Below are 15,667 nucleotides of genomic sequence, written 5' to 3'. Positions count from 1 at the left end.
TCAATTTTTTCTATTTAAATACAGTTTTTCATTCACAAAAAAGAATTGGCTAATTGTAGCTTATTTACTAGAACATAAAAGAAGTGCAATTGGACAAATTAAATATTGAGGAATATAAAAGGATATTTAAGTTAATACTCTTTTTATACTTTTTCAAAAAAATTAACGAGGAGGAAATTTATGCCTACTTTAGAGGTGAAATGTACTGTATCCAACTGTTTTTTCCATGCGGAGGGAAATTTTTGTGGAGCTGAAAAAATAGAAATTAATATGGATAAAACCAGTAAGAATGAGAATACCGAGTTTGCTTCTGATTTCGACCTCCATAAACGAGAGAAAGCGAAAAGCTCAAGCGAAACATGCTGTCAAACATTCATTTCTAAAAAAGATGCATCTAAACACTCCTAAGATTTTTGGAAGCTGTCAACTAGACAGCTTCCTTTCTTAAGTGTTAATGAGGAGAATTACGATCTACCTGAATATTTCCCGGTACTTCATTTAACTTATACGCATTGCTATCTACTTCAAGATTTTCACTTATTGTCTTAAGTGGAACTTCGTCTACCGTATGATCATCTTTCTTTTGAGCTAGTATGGCCAGTGTATCATTATAGGAAAGACCGGATGCTGCATTTAAGCGCTTTACTTCTTCAATATCGGTGCCTGCTTCTGTATATTTTTTCTCGTGCATAAAATCCACCTCCTCCTACTTTAGGATGCGCGAGGAAATGGGGTTTATGTGAAAGAGATGTAGTCAAATTAAAACATTATTCAGGACCATGCATTTCCCTAAAAAGAAACATTCCACCTAAACCAATTACTGAAAAAACAACAGGAATAATAAAGCCATAGTAATAAGCGTTTTGCAACATTCCAGAACTTCCATGAACGTAATCTAATATCGCCCCTAAAAATATCGGTAATAATACAGCACTTAAGAAACCGCCTGTGTTCGCGAAACCCGATACAATACCTGATTCTTCGAGCGGGAAAGAGCGACGAACTGCCGCAAACGTTAATGCACTTGCCCCGTATCCAAAACCGATTAGAAAGAAAAGTATAATCACCCACCAAATCGATGGATATCCTTTAAAGAATAAAAAAGTAATCCAGCTTGATAAGACGATTAGATGAACGGTAATATAAGGTTTTTTAATAGTATCGAACATACTCGCAACCCAACTCATTAAAGGTGCGCCTAAAATTGCTCCAACAAGACCAACCATAATTAACTGACTTGCCTCAGAACGTGTCATCCCATACATATCCATACCAAAAGGTACTGCCCATGAACTAATAAAACCGACATAACCCCCAACCACTCCAAAATGGCAGAAAAATAAAGCCCATGCCTGACGATTTGAAAAAACCCTTTTTACTATTACTCCTGTTCTTTCTCGAAGTATTTGTTCTTTTTCAACGACCGGTTTTATAAATGTTTGTTTTGTATTTTTTATAAGAACAACATATAGAAGCAAACCACATAAGCAAACGATAGCTCCTAACGAGAAAAAGGCCCCTCTCCAGCCAAGTAGCTGTATCCATGCAGAGAATGGAACAGTAGCTAATAAAAAACCTAAACTACCTGTCATACCGGCAAAGCCTACTAACCGAACAAATTCTTTTTTATGAAACCATTGCCCTAATATAAGCATCATATTTACCCAAATCGTAGCATCGCCTAGTCCAGTTAAAATACGTGATAGAAACAGTACATATTCATGTGTTCCCACACTATAAAATACCGTTCCAACACCCGTTATAACTGCACCCACAATAAGAAAGAAATTCGGTCCAAAGCGATCCGCTAAAATCCCCATCGGAATCTGTAGACTTGTATAAACAAAAAATTGTACACCTGTAATAAATCCGATTGTCGTAGCGGTAATATTAAAATCGTTCATTAACTGGTCCGTAATCAATCCTGGTGCAGTTCTTTGACTTGCCATAAGCAAATACGTAAGCAATACCGAAGCAAATACAATCCATCTGTACTTACTATTTTGTTTATCCAGCAGCCTCTACTCCTAATAGTTTTATTTAATAAATTGCGTAAAACCCTTTTCTTGACTCATTTTATGATTGTACTTAATGTAATATCTTTTTAGTTGCAGACATTTTCATAAAGTATTTACCTTTACATATAAATAACAATATCGGTTGTGTTTTTTCAGGTTGAAAACAAACATAAAGGGAGTGTAATCATTCTACAAATAGGTCCTTTGCCTATAAGTACGCTTCGTTTGGATTGTGGCAAAAACCAGATAGTGTATTATCCGTATGTATTTTTTACCGAGAATAATTTTTGGGAAAATAAAATGAATGAGGCAATTAAGGAACAAGTGAAAAAGCTGATTTCTGATCAAGTTGGTGATATGCCGACAACAGTGGAAGAAATGCGAGGTTTTTATGAAATAAAAAATAATCAACGACAAATATTAAGCTTATCACTTTCCAATTATACGTATCATCAAAAGGCTGCTCACGGAATGACCTATATCAAATCATTAAACTTTGATTTAGAAAAACAGAAGATTTGTAAGTTAGAAGATTTATTCATCCCAGGCAGTGACTATATTAAACGGATTTCCAGTCTTGTAAATATTCAAATTCACGAGCGAGATATTCCCCTTCTGGATGATTTTAACGGTATTCAACCAAACCAGGATTTTTATATAGCGGATAAAACACTAGTAATCTATTTCCAGCTATACGAAATTACCCCCTATTACGTAGGCTTGCCTATGTTTCCGATTTCTGTTTTTGATTTAACCGATATTATTGATGAATCAAGTCCTCTAAGTAGGATGGCTGTTAATAATTAAAATTTAATATAACTTGTATGCCTCTCATTTCTAGTGAGAGGCATATGGCTTTTTAGGCACCTTTTTAAGTACACCAAAAGAGGCAAATAAGCATAATATAACTAGAAAGCCAGTTTTAAACTTATATACGAGGTGAAGAAAGAATGGCGTCATCTATAGATTACACATCTCCATCTACTCAATTTGCTTTTGACATAAATAAAAGCACATTATTTAAAAAAGACCATCGAAATTTTATAAACGTATTAGGGGTAAAACAGTTAAATACCTTGGATAATGTGTCCTTACTGGATATATATTTAAGTGCCGATAATATAATTGAACCGCATTATCATCAAAATGCAGCAGAGCTTATCTATTGTATTTCTGGTGCTGTTACCGTATCTATCTTAAATCCTTTCACAAAACAGCTTCTCCATTATCCGCTGACACCTGGACAAGTGGCGAATGTTCCACAAGGTTGGTGGCATTATGAAGTAGCCACTGTTGATGACACACATCTTTTAGCAATTTTTAATGCACCGACTCCTGAAGTAATATTGGGTTCTGATTTATTAAAATTAACTCCACCCAATATCTTATCTAAAACTTATTGCATTAATGAAAATGAATGGAATCAAGCCATCAGTCCTGTGAAACCAAATACCTTTATAGGACCCTATACGGATTGCTCCAAAGAGACGCAACAAATATCTCCTCAATATTTATATCCCCAGTACCATTGCTCACAATGTGCGCTCCATAGCCAACAAACGCCTTATGCATATCAAAACTGGCACTATTGAAATCGCCACTCTTTAACAAAGCTTCCCACAATGAAAATACTTAAAAAGGATGATGTATATCATGAGATGTTCTGATGAGCAATTGGATATTAATCGCTGGGAGAATGACGGCGGAAAAAGTGTTAGTACTCTAATAAAATCATAAACAATATTTAAAGGATGGTATGAACTACATACCATCCTTTTGTTTTAATGTTCGTTACTATGAGGAGGGGTTACGGGATGTGCATCTTTAATGACACGAATCGGGCGCATCATATCATGATCTTCATGCTCTAAAAAATGACAATGCCATATATAATCCCCCGTATGTTCCTTCCAGTGCATAATAATTTTTGTTACTTTTCCTATATCCGCTTTTACAGTATCTTTCCAGCCTCGTTCATAATCATGCGGTTCTTCCGGAGGGCCTGTAAATTGCAATTTCCCCTCAGCTACATAAAGATCTACATTAAAAGGTCTACGTTCAAGTATTTTAAATTGCACTAGATGAACATGAATCGGGTGATGGACTGGTGTAGTATTAATCAAATTCCAAACTTCAATGCTATCTAAAGATGGTTTTTCAGTAGCGGGATCATGATACATTTTATCGCCCAATAACAGCATAAGTCTGCCATAACGGTCTAACGTACTTGTTAAAGGAAGATCCCGGACCGTATGCGCATGATGCTCATGCAATTCCATTGCAGGTTCTAATAATGTAGGGATTTGACTTGTATCCTCACCCTTTAATGGCAAGTTTACAGTAAACTTCATAATAACGTTCGTATGTTCATCAGCAAATTCCTCGTCATCATTCATTAAAATTATCTCTTCATTGGCAAAATCACTAAAATCTATAATGACATCTACCCGTTCTGCTGGAGTTAATTCAACTGAATCAATATTTACAGTGGCAGCTAAAAACCCACCATCTGTTCCGATTTGGCTTATTTTCTCATCATTGGAGAGACGCAAGTTATAGCTTCTCCTGTTTGAGCCATTCAATATGCGGAAGCGATACTTTCTCGGCTCAACATTTAATATTGGCCATACCTTTCCATTAACTAGTATCGTATTACCGACATAGCCTAACGTGACAGTCGGGTTTGGCAATGGAAGTTGGTCAGGAACGGGAAGGGGAAATGGTGGATCTAGTTCTGTAGGGTAAAAAATAGAACCATCTTCATTGAATGATTTATCTTGAATGAGTAAAGGAATTTCATAATTCCCCTGTGGCAGTTGTAAACGTTCTTCCGATGAATCACGAAGTAAATAAAAACCAGCAAGACCCGCAACGACATTTAATCGAGTAAGCCCCATTGCATGGTCATGATACCACAATGTCGTTCCAGGCTGGTGGTTTGTATATTCATGTACTTCCTGTTTAAATGTTGGACCTGTAGCAGCGTAATTTTTCGTATACCATGCTTCAGGGTGACCGTCACTTGCAGAAGCAACATTTGCTCCATGCAAATGAACTACGGTCCGTACTTCTGCGGAATTGTTTACGCCATGCAAACTATAGTCAATCGGCAAGAAATGTTTTTCCGGAAGTCTATTCAAATATTTCACATATGTCGTGTAGTCTTTTTTCGATTCAATGGTCGGCCCCGGAACAATGCCATCATATCCCCACACTTCAGTAAAAGGAAAATTTTTATGGAATCGGTGCTTTGACTTTAGCATTTGTATTTCATAATAGGAATTTACCGGATAATTTTTATTTGCTCTCGGTCTTGCAGTAGGCGGTTTTACTAATTTATCTATAAATTTAGGTATTGTATTTGGATCAGCTGGATTAACAGGCTGCTCACTAAAATTCAAAATATACCATCCTTCTTTACTAATTTCATATAGTTTATTCTTTACTTCATTTAGGCGTTACTCCAAGGTGCGTTTTCATAAACTTCAAGTAAATTAAATGATAAACATCGCCACAATTGTCGTAACGATTAACCCCACTACTACAGGTACAAGATTTCGGCGAGCAAGCTCAAATGGGCTAACGTTACAAATTGCAGCTGCAGGAATAAGTGCCCAAGGAACAAGGGTACCACCACCTACCCAAATAGCCGCAATTTGTCCAAGTGCCGTTAACGTTGCAGTTCCTTCACCAATCGCCGTACCAAATAAACTTCCGATTGACCCTACTAGAGAAATCCCTGAGAACCCTGAACCATCTAGCCCCGTAATTGCCCCTACCCCTGTCAGAGTAACAGCAGCTATTTCTGTAGTTAATGGAACAATTGCCGCTAACCCCATACCTAAATCATTGACTATCCCATGTGAAGATTCAGGCAAGTGTTCCCCTATAATGGTAAGAAATCCTGCATCCCCTAAATAGAAAAATGCCGCAATTGGGATTACTGGACCAAATACTTTAAATCCAAATTGAAAACCTTTAATAAAATAGTCCGTCGTTTGATCGAGCCCTTTCTTTCTATAGGCTACAACACAAAGAAGGAGCAATATAAATACAGAAGTCCCTCCTACTAAAGCAGTTGCATCTCCACCTTGTAGATTAAAAACAGACATTGCCACAACGTCGAGTAAAAAAGCAACTGGAATTAAAAGGGCAAAGATTTTTTTCTGTCTCATCGATAATAAATCATCGGGTTTTTCCTGTTCTGTGCTGTTATCATACGTTCCTACTAATGGAATAGTTCCTCGCTTCATATCTCGTTTCAAAAGATAGAACGCCACTGCAGTTGTCACGACACCCATTGTAATAACAAGCGGGATACTCGCCGTAATTACATCCCCTACTGGAATCCCTGCAGCATCGGCAGTCAATTTCGGTGCACCTTGAATAATGAAATCACTAGACAGCGCGATACCATGCCCGAATAAGTTCATTGCCATTGCCACTCCAAGTGCTGGAAGTCCAGCCCGAATTGCTACCGGTAACAGTACTGCTCCGAGTAAGGCAACAGCAGGCGAAGGCCAGAAAAACCATGAAATGACCATCATTAATATACCTATTGTCCAAAACCCGAGTGTCGGATTTTTTATAATTTTTGTAAACGGCGCGATCATTACTTCATTAATACCCGTTTTTGTAAGCACCCGACTCATCGCCACGATAATAGAAATAATTAAAATAGTAGATAAGAGTTCTGTAATCGCATAAATAAAGCTGTTAAAAACCCCACTAATAGAAGAAATAAAGTCTCCTGTTGCGACAAATGCAATAACGAATATTCCTACAATACTAATTAGTGAAGTATCGAGTCGCTTCACCATGAAAATAATAATAAGAACAATAAATGCTACATAAATCCAGTGGAGAGCTGTTAATTCAATTCCCATACTCATCCTCTTTTCCTTTTTTATATAGCATATGGAGTGAAAAGATAGGTGGTGAACGCCTATTTATAATAATATTTTTTAATAAATTGAGCATTCGCCTAGCTTCTTTTCATATGGATAAAAGTTAGTAACTATAAATAGTTGCTACATGTTTATTATTGAACTAAAAAGTGCCATATTACATAAATAGAGTTGATCCAAAAAGGAGGGTGCACATGGCAGTCTGTCCGTTATGCAATGGTTTACATGAAGTGGAGAAATATTGTCGAAAATGCCATATTCTATTAAATGATGAAGGAAAGGTATCTGATTATTTAGATCCATACGGACATTACAATGATGAAGAAACCGTTAAAATGGGTGATGGCTATCCATATACAGCAGCAAATGAAATTTGTCCACACTTATTAACTTGTACTGAGTGCGGTTATGATCAAGTCATTTTTATTCAACAACGCTAATTCATTATTAGAAGGTTGCTCAAATTTTTGGACAGCCTTTTTGTATTGTAAATCCAAGCCATATCGCTACCTTGATATAACCAATCCCAATCTTCTATTAGTTAATAAGCCCATTTTTGATTTTCCCATCATATACTGTTATGAACTTTTATATCCGAACTACAATTATAAATAAGAAAGGGAGAGTAAATGATTGTTGACGGGGTATTTTCGGGTGGTGGTATTAAAGGGTTTGCATATGTAGGAGCAATTCAGGCGCTGGAAGAGAAGGGAATAAAATTTGACCGTGTAGCTGGTACGAGTGCGGGTGCCATTTTGGCAACGTTTATTGCAGCAGGATTTAATGCACAAGAACTTGAAGAAATTTTTGATGAACTGAATTTAAAGGTATTGCTAGATCCCCCCAAACTAACGAGAGAATTTCCATTTTTAAAATGGCTCAATTTATATAGACGTTTCGGCTTGTATAAAGGAAAGGCTTTGGAAAATTGGTTTCTTCAAAAACTAGCGACAAAAGGGATTTATACTTTTGGTGATTTACCAAAAGATTCATTAAAGCTCGTAGCCTCCGATTTAACTAACGGGAAAATTATTGTGTTACCCGATGATTTGCACCACTACAACATAGATGGCAGCACATTTCCCATTTCACGTGCATTACGGATGAGTTGCGGTCTTCCTTTTTTCTTTGAACCGGTTTATTTAAAACATGAGAGTACAGAATCTGTTATTGTCGATGGAGGAGTTTTGAGTAATTTCCCGCTATGGATTTATGATAATGGTCACAAAAAGCGGCCGGTTCTCGGGATGAAGCTAAGCAGTGCTAGCGAGGATAGAGCACCCCATGAAATTAATAATGCAATTCAATTATTTGAAGCGCTATTTACTACAATGCAAAATGCCCATGATAACCGTTATATCGCCCGCAGACATGAGAAAAATATCATCTTTATTCCGGTTGAAGACTATAGTACGACTCAATTTGATTTAGATGAAAAAACAAAAAATAAATTAATTAGCATCGGAAAAGAAAGGACTATTCAGTTTTTAAAATCATGGTCTCCAGTTTGGTAAATATATTTTCAATGTAAAAAAGGTGAAATCCAATGATGCGATTTCACCTTTTTATATTTATTTTATTACTTTGAACACTTCTGGTACTGTATTTAAATCGATCCCCCACAAAACAGGGAGTAAGAAATAAATAGACAGTGTAATGAATATGACACCGAAGACATTCAGTGCAAAACCAGCCTTCATCATATCTGTAATTTTAATATATCCTGAACCGAACACTGCCGCATTTGGTGGTGTCGCAACCGGAAGCATGAATGCACATGATGCCGCAACACCTGCCGCAATCATTAATGCATAAGGGTGGATACCTAAAGCAACAGCAAGTGATGCCATAATTGGATACATCATAGATGCAGTCGCAGTATTCGAAGTAATCTCAGTTAAAGCAAGAACAAGTGCTGCAACCAGGAAGATTAACACGATAACACTTACACCTTCAAGTCCCATAAGCTGTGACCCGATCCATTCCGATAAACCCGTACCTACAAACCCGGAAGCAATGGCAAGACCGCCTCCAAATAACAGTAAAATACCCCATGGTAATTTTACAGCTGTTTGCCAATCCATTATACGATCACCTTTACGATTCACAGAAGGGATCGCGAATAAAACGATAGCGAAAAATATTGCGATGATTCCATCAGATAGACCGGGAATAAAATCACTTAGGAAGAATGATCGAGTAATCCAAGAAAATGCAGCCAATATAAAGACTACAAAGACAGCCTTTTCTTCAAAAGATGCTTTACCTAAATCTCTTTTTTCTTTATCGATTACAGCACTTCCGCCAGGTAAAGTTTTTATTTTAGACGGGAATGCAATTTTTACAAGGTATATCCACGTGAGAATAATGAAAATCCAGGCAAATGGCACCCCAAAAAGCATCCATCCAGCAAAAGATAGTTCAATACCATACATTTTATTGATTGCACCTGCTAGCAATGTATTAGGTGGCGTTCCTATTAAAGTTGCAATTCCACCAAGGGATGCTGAATAGGCAATCCCGAGCATCAATGCTTTACCAAATGCAAAACGTTGAGGCGAAGTATCTATACTCGGATTGTCATTCTTTAAGCCGTCTGCTACTTGATTAATGATCGCTAGTCCAATTGGAATCATCATCATTGCAGTCGCAGAATTTGAAATCCACATTGATAAAAATCCTGTTGCAATCATAAACCCAAGTACAATTCGGTCCATATTTGTACCGACCATTGAAATTATTGAGATGGCAATACGTTTATGTAAGTTCCACTTTTCCATTGCAAGCGCAATCATAAATCCACCCATAAACAGGAAAATTGTTTCATCTCCATAAGAAGATGAAGTTACCTTTATGTCTAAACTATTTGTTAAAGGAAACAATACAAGAGGTAATAATGCTGTAGCGGGGATTGGGATTGCTTCAGTAATCCACCAAGTTGCAATCCAAATGGTACTTGCCAAGACTCCTTTAGCTTCTGGTGTAAGACCCTCAGGATTAAAAAACAGCAATGTTAAAATAAACAATAACGGTCCTAATATAAGACCTACTATTTGTGCTGTTGTATAACTGCGGCGAGTATAACCTCCTCCACCTCCATTACCCGAACCTGCATTACCTGTTTTTTTGTGATTTCCGTCCGAAGCAATTTTAGAAGAATTTGGTTTTATGAAAAAAGTAAACATATCTTTTACTTGGTCATGCATTTCCCATAACCGATTCCACGTAGTTGAAAACATTGCATTTCCTCCTAAATTTTGTTTTAAAATAGCATTATTTGATTTTAAATATTACTATTCCTTTTATCATTTTTACTTAGATAAATAAAAAAAGCAATAGTATTTAAAATAATGTGAAAATAAAAAATAATAAAGTTTATAGAAAATACCTTGTAAAATATAAATTTTTACATTTTAAATAATATTTTCAATATAGTACATTGTTATATAACATTGATATTACATTTCTAGCAATGCACTTATAAACAAAAAAGAACGAGTCCTGAAAAGGAAATTCGTTCTTTTTTAAATATACTATTTGAAAATATTTATTGTACTTTTGCTTTTTTGAAACCATCATAAATATTAATAGCGGCAGTAATTATTAAAATAATAATTGCACCCCCTATTAGCCACATATTGAATTGCTCTTTCGTAATCGTAAACAGATTAGTTATATAAACAACGAATTCTTCGCTCAAAAAATTAGGCTTTATTAAAATATTAATGAAAACAATCGTTGAAATTACTTCAAGTACTGTATTTCCAATAGCCATTCTTTTTGTCCATTGTTCCTTCAATAACTTATAAAGAGCAAATGCAACTTCCAAACCAGCAATAATAAGAACGACTAATCCATATTGTTGTAAAACATCCTGATTTAATGCGGGCATTATAAATTCTAATCGATCGCCTCCCCCTTCATATACGCCGATAATCTGGTTAGCGTAAAAGTAAAGGGTCACCCAAATAGCCGTCCACATTAAACTTCCGAAAACCTCTAACTTAGAAATAGATTTTTTCTTAGAAATATATGCAACATTTTTCAGATCCTCTGCGGTCCATTTTTGCAGCCCTGAAGTTAATGGAAGTTGTTCCTTATCTTTATCAAATCTTTCTAATAAAGCAAAAGTGACTGTTACCCAGAAAAAGACTTGGATTCCTACTTCAATCATTGTCCCAATTCCTTCTCCGATAAGGGATAAAATGCTATTTAATAACGCCTCTTCACCACTGAAACCAATGAAATATTTTGTGATAATTGTTATTAATGAAACGACAGCTGCTATTGGTACAATCATTTTTAATAATGACAAATACACATCAAAATAGCGTGGGCCTATTAAATGCATCGGCTGGTCCTTATATCCGTTTGCCAATACCGCTGGATTACCTAGCTGATTAATCACATCTTTAACATCCTCCTCGTTATGATGGTTAGGCAGCATATCCTCAATCGTTGAACGTAATTCAAGCGCAATATCTGAACGCATTTTTTCAGGTAGCCTTCTAGTGACTTCTTGAATATAAACTTCAATTAAATTCGTTTTCATCCTCATCTCCCTCTCCCAATAAAGAATACAGTTCCTTAGAATTATTAATCCACTCTTCTTTCAATTCTAAAAAAATCTCCAAGCCAAATTCACTTAAAACATAATATTTTCGAGGTCTACTCTCTGATGTGTCCCAACTACTTGAAACGAGTTCTTGCTTTTCCAATCTACGTAGTAAAGGGTACAAAGTACTTTGATCAATGGAAATTCCGGCTCCTTCCAATGATTGAACTAATGAATATCCATACTGTGGAGTTCTTAATTGACTAAGGACCGCTAATGTCAAAGTCCCTCTTCTAAGCTCTATTTTTAAGGAATTTAATAAATTGCTCACTAATACACCTCACTCCATAATAATGTATGTCATACAGTATTATTATATACTATGTATCATACAGTATTATTGTGAATAACACTACTATAAATTGGTAATTAAACAAAATTAAACTCCTGTGGACTGGTTAAGGTCCACAGGAGTTTAATTTTGTTCTTATTCTTTGACTTTGTTTATTTCAAAATTATTCAGCAGTTCACGTACTTCATCCGTTGATTTTGTGTTCATTAATTGATTTCTTAACTCACCTGCACCACGGAAGCCTTTAACATAAATTTTGAAAAAGCGGTGTAAACCTGACATAGAACGTGGCAGCATTTCCTCATATTTATCCTGTAAATCAAGTTGAAGCTTTAAAAGATCAAGGTATTCCTCAGGGCTATGCTCTTTCGGCTCTTTTTCAAAAGCAAAAGGATTTTTGAAAATACCACGGCCGATCATTACCCCATCAATACCGTACTTTTCAGCGAGCTCTAAACCAACTTGTCGATCTGGAATATCACCATTGATTGTCAATAATGTTTGTGGCGCAATTTCATCTCTTAATTTTTTTATTTCCGGTATTAGCTCCCAGTGAGCATCAACCGCACTCATTTCTTTTCTCGTACGCAAATGAATCGATAGGTTAGCGATATCCTGTTTTAAAATATGTGTCAGCCATTCCTTCCATTCTTCTACATCTTTATAGCCAAGACGAGTCTTTACACTGACAGGTAATCCACCAGCTTTTGCTGCTTCAATCAGCTCTGCCGCAACATCGGGACGAAGAATCAGACCGCTTCCTTTCCCTCTTTGTGCAACGTTTGGTACAGGACATCCCATATTTAAATCAATACCTTTAAATCCTTTTTCGGCCATACCTATACTCATTTGACGGAAAAATTCTGGGTTATCTCCCCAAATATGTGCAACAAGGGGTTGTTCATCTTCCGTAAAATGCAAACGACCTCTTACACTTTTTTCTCCCTCTGGATGGCAGTAGCTATCAGAATTTGTAAACTCTGTGAAAAATACATCCGGTCTGCCTGCTTTCGCTACAACATGACGAAAAACAGTATCCGTCACGTCTTCCATAGGTGCAAGAACGAAAAACGGTTTCGGTAAATCGTTCCAAAAATTTTCTTTCATACTATTTCAAGTCCTCTCAAAATGGGATTTTGCTTTACTCATCCCTTAAGTTAAGCTCATTAATAGAGCATAATTGTCATCAGTTACTTTAAAACTATCGTAAGCCTCAAAAACACTTTTTTATTTTATACTTTTCAAACGTTTCCTTCTACAATATTGCCTATATATCTAAAGATTAAGGACAACATTTCACGTTTAAAACACTATCCACCTATTCTAATCTTCCCGTTCATCCTCTTTAGTGTTCCTAAAATACTCATAGCAGCTAAATAGCTCGTTTTTGGATTTTCCGGCAATGGATTATTTTTAATCGTAAATGTTGCTTCCCCAAACTCTCCTGTTATTTCAACATGATGAATGTTTTTATTAATATGTGGATCCGCAATTAAAGTTACTTTAGTATTTTCCATACCAATCCCGGCCAGTGCAAGGACAATGGAAACATTCATATTTTTAGGAAATCGCTCGATTGCATCTGCTGCTTTTCCTTCGAATACGACTTGAGCTTCCTCAATTTCCTCAGTAATTAACGAACTTGCTGGCTTACGAGTAGTGAGTGAAACATAAGTAACTTTACCGAGGGCATGTGCATTTTGTAAAATGTCCAAGCCCCCAATTGCTCCTGAAGGTAAATGAATATCATTATTATACTTGTTTGCAAGATGACCAATTTTGGTTACTAGTTCCATATCTGCAAATGCACCGACGCTGATTACCACAACATCTTTTTGAGTTATAATGTCTGGTACTAGATCTTTCACAGCATTTATATTCGCCGCTTCCACTACAACGTCAATACCCGAACTTAGAAAATCAGTGAGATCCGTAAATAATTCAACCTCGAATTGCGATGCAACTGTTTCATACTTTCTCTTATCCTTTACGAATACACTTTTAATTCGTAAATCATTATGGTCCTTTTGGTTAATTTCCTTTAATAAAAAATGAGCGATTGCACCCGCCCCAACTATACCAATATTCATTTTAAGTCTCCTTATTTGCTTTTATTACTTTCCACCATAACATATCTTCGTCCTACTTCATCCTTACAATTAGTTTCCTTTAAAATCTCCATTACTTTAGGTAGTATTAGTTTATAGTGAAAATAATAGGAGGGATAGGAATGGAACTGACAGTATATCTTGCAGGACAGATTCATGACAATTGGCGGGAAGAAGTAGCAGAAAAGGCAAAGGAAAATAATCTCCCACTACGCTTCGTAGCTCCACAAACAAACCATGATCGTTCTGATAATATTGGGGAAGAAATTTTAGGGGAGCAGCCTTCTAACTTCCATAAAGATAATGCAGCATCGGATATTAATAATTTCAGAACACAAGTATTAATGCAAAAAGCGGATATCGTCATTGCCTTATTCGGCGAAAAGTATAAACAGTGGAATACCGCAATGGATGCAAGTACGGCTATTGCTATGAACAAGCCAACTATTATTATTCGACCAGAGTCATTGATTCACCCTTTAAAGGAGCTTTCCAATAAAGCAAATGTAACCGTTGAAACTGTTGACCAAGCAATAGATGTAATTCGTTATATTTTTGATTAATGAAAAGTATATGTAATTCATCTATTTAGTTTTGAATGCACAAAAAGAGAGATTGCAGGTTGCAACCTCTCTTTTTTAGAATAAAAAATTAAATACGCTTTAATGCACCATTAGGATTTGGTAACTCTTGAGCTGATATTTTATTGATTTTGCAGAAGTAATCAAAAAATTGTTGTGCCAGCTCTTGTTCCTGTGGATCAGTTTTAAGCGATACTATGTCGCGTAAAATTTGTGCCATCCAAAGGTTATTGAAGTAACGGTGTTTACCTGTATTCCAAGTCATTTTATGAGTAAACTTTTCATTTACATAGTAATTCCAGAAGAGCATTTTATTCGCTTCCTCTTCTGTAAGTTTTAATCTGAACTTTGAATGGGCAGGAATATTACCATCTTGGCTAAGCTTTCCGATAAAATCTTCCTTCACCATATAAACACCTAAAATACGTCTTTCTTTTTCTGACGAGTTAGGATCTACTGCAGTTAATAAGACCGCACTATTTTCAAACAATCGTATCGGTTTATTTGGTTTCCCTTTGTTAACGCCACTTTTAGCAACCCCAGAGAAAACTTTCCACTCCGAAAATGCCGTACTTTGCTCTTCTTCATCACACCAAAAAACCATCTGGGATTCGGGATGAAGTTTATGGTTTTTCATAAGTTTTTCATGTTGTTGACGAAGATCCTGATTTTTACGCAAAAGTTTTAATTCTTCTTCTCTTTGCCATTCTTCTTCTCTTCGCTCTAGCTCTCTTTTTTCAATAATTTTTTCAAGTGAACTCGCATCACCTTTATCATGAAGTTTCAGGTGTTTTTCAAATACATCAGGGAAAACAAATTTTTTCTTTTCCGTTTCAAAATGTATTTCAATACTTGAATCATTATGTTTAACAACACTTCCCATACCAAACAGCTTATGGGTAACTTTCTTATTAATTAAATTCATTATTATAGTCCTCCTTCACATTTTTACAGGTAAATTTATTATTAAATTAAATAACTTCTAATAAACCACACACAATTGTTTAAATTTTTACCTTAATTTTGAAAAAGACTATTAAAAAACGTATTCCAAATTCTCTCTGCATTTACAGCAGAATTCGAAATACCACAATTGTAAGTCTATTATAACATTTCTTAAATAAAAATACAATTTATTTGTTGACA

16 protein-coding genes are annotated in these 15,667 nt (G+C 35.8%); 6 read left to right on the top strand and 10 right to left on the bottom strand.

What is annotated here, in order from left to right; genetic code table 11:
• The first annotated feature begins 180 nt into the window (after nt 1-180).
• Entirely contained in the window at nt 181-408 is a 228-nt protein-coding gene (locus H9635_RS14210; protein WP_191700974.1) for a DUF1540 domain-containing protein, read from the top strand.
• A 43-nt stretch (nt 409-451) separates the two neighbouring features.
• On the opposite strand, the gene H9635_RS14205 is transcribed toward H9635_RS14210, so the two are convergent.
• Together H9635_RS14205 and H9635_RS14200 are read right to left on the bottom strand one after the other, a co-directional pair.
• The gene (locus H9635_RS14205; RefSeq protein ID WP_191700973.1) at nt 452-691 is read right to left on the bottom strand and encodes a hypothetical protein; all 240 of its coding nucleotides are present in this window, start codon (nt 689-691) and stop codon (nt 452-454) included.
• Nucleotides 692-767: 76 nt separating this feature from the next.
• A complete protein-coding gene (locus H9635_RS14200; RefSeq protein WP_191701034.1) occupies nt 768-2,015 on the bottom strand; it encodes an MFS transporter in 1,248 nt (415 codons plus the stop codon).
• Between the two features lie 303 nt (nt 2,016-2,318).
• Here H9635_RS14200 and H9635_RS14195 point away from each other — a divergent pair, with 303 nt between their 5' ends.
• Nucleotides 2,319-2,825, top strand: coding sequence for a DUF3298 and DUF4163 domain-containing protein (locus H9635_RS14195; RefSeq protein WP_225231321.1), 507 nt, complete (start codon nt 2,319-2,321; stop codon nt 2,823-2,825).
• 143 nt (nt 2,826-2,968) lie between these two features.
• Nucleotides 2,969-3,610: a cupin domain-containing protein gene (locus H9635_RS14190; protein WP_191700972.1), complete on the top strand. Its 642-nt coding sequence runs from the start codon at nt 2,969-2,971 to the stop codon at nt 3,608-3,610.
• Nucleotides 3,611-3,799: 189 nt separating this feature from the next.
• On the opposite strand, the gene H9635_RS14185 is transcribed toward H9635_RS14190, so the two are convergent.
• Both H9635_RS14185 and H9635_RS14180 read right to left on the bottom strand, forming a co-directional pair.
• Nucleotides 3,800-5,419, bottom strand: a complete 1,620-nt coding sequence (locus H9635_RS14185) for a multicopper oxidase family protein (protein ID WP_191700971.1) — start codon at nt 5,417-5,419, stop codon at nt 3,800-3,802.
• Nucleotides 5,420-5,512: 93 nt separating this feature from the next.
• Nucleotides 5,513-6,904 (bottom strand): hypothetical protein, encoded by a 1,392-nt coding sequence (locus tag H9635_RS14180; RefSeq protein WP_191700970.1) that lies wholly within the window; start codon nt 6,902-6,904, stop codon nt 5,513-5,515.
• A 215-nt stretch (nt 6,905-7,119) separates the two neighbouring features.
• On the opposite strand from H9635_RS14180, the gene H9635_RS14175 reads away from it, so the two are divergent.
• Together H9635_RS14175 and H9635_RS14170 are read left to right on the top strand one after the other, a co-directional pair.
• Entirely contained in the window at nt 7,120-7,365 is a 246-nt protein-coding gene (locus tag H9635_RS14175) for a hypothetical protein (protein WP_191700969.1), read from the top strand.
• 189 nt (nt 7,366-7,554) lie between these two features.
• Nucleotides 7,555-8,439 carry a patatin-like phospholipase family protein gene (locus tag H9635_RS14170; RefSeq protein ID WP_191700968.1) on the top strand — a complete coding sequence of 295 codons (885 nt, stop codon included), beginning with the start codon at nt 7,555-7,557 and terminating at the stop codon, nt 8,437-8,439.
• A gap of 57 nt (nt 8,440-8,496) precedes the next feature.
• Here H9635_RS14170 and H9635_RS14165 read toward each other — a convergent pair whose 3' ends face one another.
• The 5 genes from H9635_RS14165 to nadX all read right to left on the bottom strand — a co-directional run bounded on the left by H9635_RS14165 (nt 8,497) and on the right by nadX (nt 13,922).
• Complete coding sequence (locus tag H9635_RS14165) at nt 8,497-10,164, bottom strand: SLC13 family permease (RefSeq protein WP_191700967.1); 1,668 nt, start codon at nt 10,162-10,164, stop codon at nt 8,497-8,499.
• Nucleotides 10,165-10,472: 308 nt separating this feature from the next.
• Nucleotides 10,473-11,477 (bottom strand): HAAS signaling domain-containing protein, encoded by a 1,005-nt coding sequence (locus tag H9635_RS14160; RefSeq protein ID WP_191700966.1) that lies wholly within the window; start codon nt 11,475-11,477, stop codon nt 10,473-10,475.
• Complete coding sequence (locus H9635_RS14155) at nt 11,458-11,811, bottom strand: PadR family transcriptional regulator (RefSeq protein ID WP_191700965.1); 354 nt, start codon at nt 11,809-11,811, stop codon at nt 11,458-11,460. Before H9635_RS14155 ends, H9635_RS14160 begins: the two co-directional genes overlap by 20 nt.
• A 156-nt stretch (nt 11,812-11,967) precedes the next feature.
• The gene (locus H9635_RS14150; RefSeq protein ID WP_191700964.1) at nt 11,968-12,939 is read right to left on the bottom strand and encodes a tRNA dihydrouridine synthase; all 972 of its coding nucleotides are present in this window, start codon (nt 12,937-12,939) and stop codon (nt 11,968-11,970) included.
• A 203-nt stretch (nt 12,940-13,142) separates the two neighbouring features.
• Nucleotides 13,143-13,922 carry an aspartate dehydrogenase gene (nadX, locus tag H9635_RS14145; RefSeq protein ID WP_191700963.1) on the bottom strand — a complete coding sequence of 260 codons (780 nt, stop codon included), beginning with the start codon at nt 13,920-13,922 and terminating at the stop codon, nt 13,143-13,145.
• A 140-nt stretch (nt 13,923-14,062) separates the two neighbouring features.
• On the opposite strand from nadX, the gene H9635_RS14140 reads away from it, so the two are divergent.
• Nucleotides 14,063-14,503, top strand: coding sequence for a YtoQ family protein (locus H9635_RS14140; RefSeq protein WP_191700962.1), 441 nt, complete (start codon nt 14,063-14,065; stop codon nt 14,501-14,503).
• Between the two features lie 88 nt (nt 14,504-14,591).
• On the opposite strand, the gene H9635_RS14135 is transcribed toward H9635_RS14140, so the two are convergent.
• A complete protein-coding gene (locus H9635_RS14135) occupies nt 14,592-15,446 on the bottom strand; it encodes a malate synthase (protein ID WP_191700961.1) in 855 nt (284 codons plus the stop codon).
• Nucleotides 15,447-15,667 lie beyond the last annotated feature (221 nt).

The organism is Solibacillus faecavium (genome assembly GCF_014836905.1).
Taxonomy (GTDB): domain Bacteria; phylum Bacillota; class Bacilli; order Bacillales_A; family Planococcaceae; genus Solibacillus; species Solibacillus faecavium.
Note: the sequence above shows the minus strand (reverse complement) of the source record. Positions and strands in the feature narration are given on the sequence as shown.

Excerpts from the sequence above, each read along its gene's own strand:
- H9635_RS14210 (WP_191700974.1), top strand. The coding sequence starts at position 181 with ATGCCTACTTTAGAGGTGAAATGTACTGTATCCAACTGTTTTTTCCAT.
- H9635_RS14205 (WP_191700973.1), bottom strand. The coding sequence starts at position 691 with ATGCACGAGAAAAAATATACAGAAGCAGGCACCGATATTGAAGAAGTA.
- H9635_RS14195 (WP_225231321.1), top strand. The coding sequence starts at position 2,319 with ATGAATGAGGCAATTAAGGAACAAGTGAAAAAGCTGATTTCTGATCAA.
- H9635_RS14190 (WP_191700972.1), top strand. The coding sequence starts at position 2,969 with ATGGCGTCATCTATAGATTACACATCTCCATCTACTCAATTTGCTTTT.
- H9635_RS14180 (WP_191700970.1), bottom strand. The coding sequence starts at position 6,904 with ATGGGAATTGAATTAACAGCTCTCCACTGGATTTATGTAGCATTTATT.
- H9635_RS14175 (WP_191700969.1), top strand. The coding sequence starts at position 7,120 with ATGGCAGTCTGTCCGTTATGCAATGGTTTACATGAAGTGGAGAAATAT.
- H9635_RS14170 (WP_191700968.1), top strand. The coding sequence starts at position 7,555 with ATGATTGTTGACGGGGTATTTTCGGGTGGTGGTATTAAAGGGTTTGCA.
- H9635_RS14165 (WP_191700967.1), bottom strand. The coding sequence starts at position 10,164 with ATGTTTTCAACTACGTGGAATCGGTTATGGGAAATGCATGACCAAGTA.
- H9635_RS14160 (WP_191700966.1), bottom strand. The coding sequence starts at position 11,477 with ATGAAAACGAATTTAATTGAAGTTTATATTCAAGAAGTCACTAGAAGG.
- H9635_RS14150 (WP_191700964.1), bottom strand. The coding sequence starts at position 12,939 with ATGAAAGAAAATTTTTGGAACGATTTACCGAAACCGTTTTTCGTTCTT.
- nadX (WP_191700963.1), bottom strand. The coding sequence starts at position 13,922 with ATGAATATTGGTATAGTTGGGGCGGGTGCAATCGCTCATTTTTTATTA.
- H9635_RS14140 (WP_191700962.1), top strand. The coding sequence starts at position 14,063 with ATGGAACTGACAGTATATCTTGCAGGACAGATTCATGACAATTGGCGG.
- H9635_RS14135 (WP_191700961.1), bottom strand. The coding sequence starts at position 15,446 with ATGAATTTAATTAATAAGAAAGTTACCCATAAGCTGTTTGGTATGGGA.